Genomic DNA, 2,891 nt, shown 5'->3' on the forward strand with positions numbered 1-2,891 from the left:
TAGGCGCGCACGTACCGCGGGCACCCCGCGGTACGTGCGCGCCTACCTGCCGCGGCGCACCGCGTTCGTGCGGTCCACCTCCTCCAAGCGGTCCGACGGACAGATCCTCGCGGCCAACGTCGACCACGCCGTCGTCGCGGTGTCGCTCGCCGTCGAACTCGACCTCGGCCGGATCGAACGCTTCCTGGCCCTCGCCTGGGAGTCCGGCGCCCAGCCCCTGGTCGTGCTGACCAAGGCGGACCTCGTCCCGGACCCGGTGACCCTGGCGCACCTCGTCCAGGACGTGGAGACCAGCGCGCCGGGCGTTACCGTGCTGTCCGTGAGCGCCCAGGACGGGGAGGGCCTGGACGTGCTCATCGCCCTCCTCGGCTCCGGCACGTCCGTGCTGCTCGGGCAGTCCGGCGCGGGCAAGTCCACCCTCGCCAACGCGCTCAAGGGCGAGGACGTCATGACCGTGCAGGCGGCCCGGGACGTCGACGGCAAGGGCCGGCACACCACCACCACCCGCAACCTGCTCGCCCTGCCGGGCGGCGGAGTGCTCATCGACACCCCCGGACTGCGGGGCGTCGGCCTCTACGACGCCGAGACCGGCGTCGGACAGGTGTTCGCGGAGATCGAGGAGCTGGCCGGACGCTGCCGGTTCCACGACTGCGCCCATGAGTCCGAGCCCGGCTGCGCGGTGACCGCCGCCGTCGACTCCGGGGAGCTGCCCGCCCGCCGGCTGGACAGCTACCGCAAGCTCAAGCGCGAGAACCAGTGGATCGTCGCCAAGACCGACGCCCGGGTCCGGGCGGAGCTGCGCCGCGACTGGAAGCGCAAGCACGCCGAGGGCCGGGCCGCGGTGGAGGCCAAGCGGAAGGGCTGGCGGTAGGACGAGGAACGGGGCGTCCGGGGCTCGTACGGCCCGGACGCCCATGTCCGATTTCCGCCAGCCGCACTGTCCGCCATGGCGGAGACTGGATCCGTGATGGACTCCGCGATGGACGAGGACAGCAGGTACGAGGCCGTACGCAGCCGGGACGCCCGGTTCGACGGCGCGTTCTTCTTCGCCGTCGAGACCACCGGCATCTACTGCCGGCCGAGCTGCCCGGCGGTGACGCCGAAGCGGCACAACGTACGGTTCTTCACCACGGCCGCCGCCGCGCAGGGCTCCGGGTTCCGGGCCTGCCGGCGGTGCCGGCCGGACGCCGCGCCCGGCTCGGCCGACTGGAACGTCCGCGCGGACGTCGTCGGCCGGGCCATGCGGCTGATCGGCGACGGCGTCGTCGACCGGGAAGGCGTCGCGGGACTCGCCGCCCGGCTGGGCTACAGCTCGCGGCAGGTCCAGCGGCAGCTCACCGCCGAGCTGGGCGCGGGTCCGGTCGCGCTCGCCCGGGCGCAGCGGGCACACACCGCGCGGGTCCTGCTGCAGACCACCGGGCTGCCGGTGACGGAGATCGCGTTCGCGGCCGGTTTCGCCAGCGTGCGGCAGTTCAACGACACCATCCGCGAGGTCTACGCCATGACCCCGAGCGCGCTGCGCGCCGCCGCGCCCCGGGCCGGCGGCCGCACCGCCCGCCGGCCCGGCACCCCGACCGCCGGCATCCCCCTCCGCCTCGCGCACCGCGGCCCCTACCGGACCGCCCCCGTCTTCGACCTGCTGGAACGCGAGGCCGTCCCCGGCGTCGAGGAGGTGACCGGCCCGCCGGGCGCCCGCGTCTACCGCCGCACCCTCCGGCTCCCCTACGGCACCGGCATCGCCGCGGTCCAGGAGCGGCGGGCCAGCGGACGCCCGGGCAGCGGTGTCGCCCACCCGGGCGGCTGGCTCGACGCCCGGCTGCACCTGACCGATCCCCGCGATCTGACCACCGCCGTGCAACGGCTGCGGCGGCTGTTCGACCTCGACGCCGATCCGTTCGCCGTCGACGAGCGGCTGGGCGCCGATCCGCGGCTCGGTCCGCTGGTCGCGGCCCGGCCGGGGCTGCGCTCGCCGGGCGCCGCCGACCCGGAGGAACTGGCGGTGCGGACCCTCGCCGGGCGGTCGGTGGCGCAGGAGCTGGTGCGGCGCTACGGCAAGGCGCTCGACGCGCCCTGCGGCACCCTCACCCACCTCTTCCCCGAACCGGCGGTCCTCGCGGAGGCCGAGCCCGGCGGTCCGCTCGGTGCCCTCGCCGCCGCCCTCGCCGACGGAGCCGTACGACTGGACCCGGGCGCCGATCGCGACGACGCGCAGGCCGCGCTGGAGTCCCTGCCCGGCCTGGGCTCCGCCGCCGTGGCCGCCATCCGCACCCGCGCCCTGGGCGACCCGGACGTCGCCCCGCCCGGCGCGGACATCCCCGACACCTGGCGCCCGTGGCGCTCGTACGCCGTACAACACCTGCGCGCAGCAGGGGAGTGGGAGTAACCCGTGAGCACGTACTGGACGCACCTCGACAGCCCGCTCGGCAGGCTCCTCCTCACCGCCGACGCCGACGGCGCCCTGACCTCCCTGACCGTGCCCGGCCAGAAGGGCGGAGCGGTGGTGCGGGAGGACTGGCGGCCGGACGGCGGCGGGCCCTTCCGCGAGGCCGTCGCACAGCTCACCGCCTACTTCGCGGGTGACCTCAAGGAGTTCGCGCTGCCCCTGCGGGCGCACGGCACCGCGTTCCGTGAACGGGTCTGGGCGGCCCTCGACGACATCCCCTACGGGGCGACCACGACCTACGGCGAGATCGCCCGGCGGATCGGGGCGCCCCGGGCCGCCGTACGCGCCGTCGGCGGGGCGATCGGCGCCAATCCGCTGCTGATCGTCCGCCCCTGCCACCGGGTGATCGGCTCCGACGGAGCCCTCACCGGCTACGCGGGCGGCCTCGACCGCAAGATCCGGCTGCTCACCCTGGAGGGGGTGGCGGTCTAGGGGGTGTCGTCAAACT

Annotated in this window: 3 protein-coding genes; all 3 read left to right on the forward strand. The window is 75.7% G+C overall.

Annotation, left to right across the window (positions count from 1 at the left end):
• On the forward strand, positions 1-871 hold an 871-nt coding region (gene rsgA / locus CCN42_RS39370), incomplete at its 5' end, for a ribosome small subunit-dependent GTPase A (RefSeq protein ID WP_107427728.1).
• A 108-nt stretch (positions 872-979) separates the two neighbouring features.
• Positions 980-2,383, forward strand: a complete 1,404-nt coding sequence (locus tag CCN42_RS39375; RefSeq protein ID WP_169731614.1) for a DNA-3-methyladenine glycosylase 2 family protein — start codon at positions 980-982, stop codon at positions 2,381-2,383.
• Between the two features lie 3 nt (positions 2,384-2,386).
• The gene (locus CCN42_RS39380; protein ID WP_086741962.1) at positions 2,387-2,875 is read left to right on the forward strand and encodes a methylated-DNA--[protein]-cysteine S-methyltransferase; all 489 of its coding nucleotides are present in this window, start codon (positions 2,387-2,389) and stop codon (positions 2,873-2,875) included.
• Positions 2,876-2,891: the final 16 nt, after the last annotated feature.

It is taken from the genome of Streptomyces glaucescens, from assembly GCF_002154375.1.
In the GTDB taxonomy this organism is placed as follows: domain Bacteria; phylum Actinomycetota; class Actinomycetes; order Streptomycetales; family Streptomycetaceae; genus Streptomyces; species Streptomyces glaucescens.

What these genes read in the sequence shown, in the direction of transcription:
- CCN42_RS39375 (WP_169731614.1), top strand. Translation starts at nt 980, where the DNA reads ATGGACGAGGACAGCAGGTACGAGGCCGTACGCAGCCGGGACGCCCGG.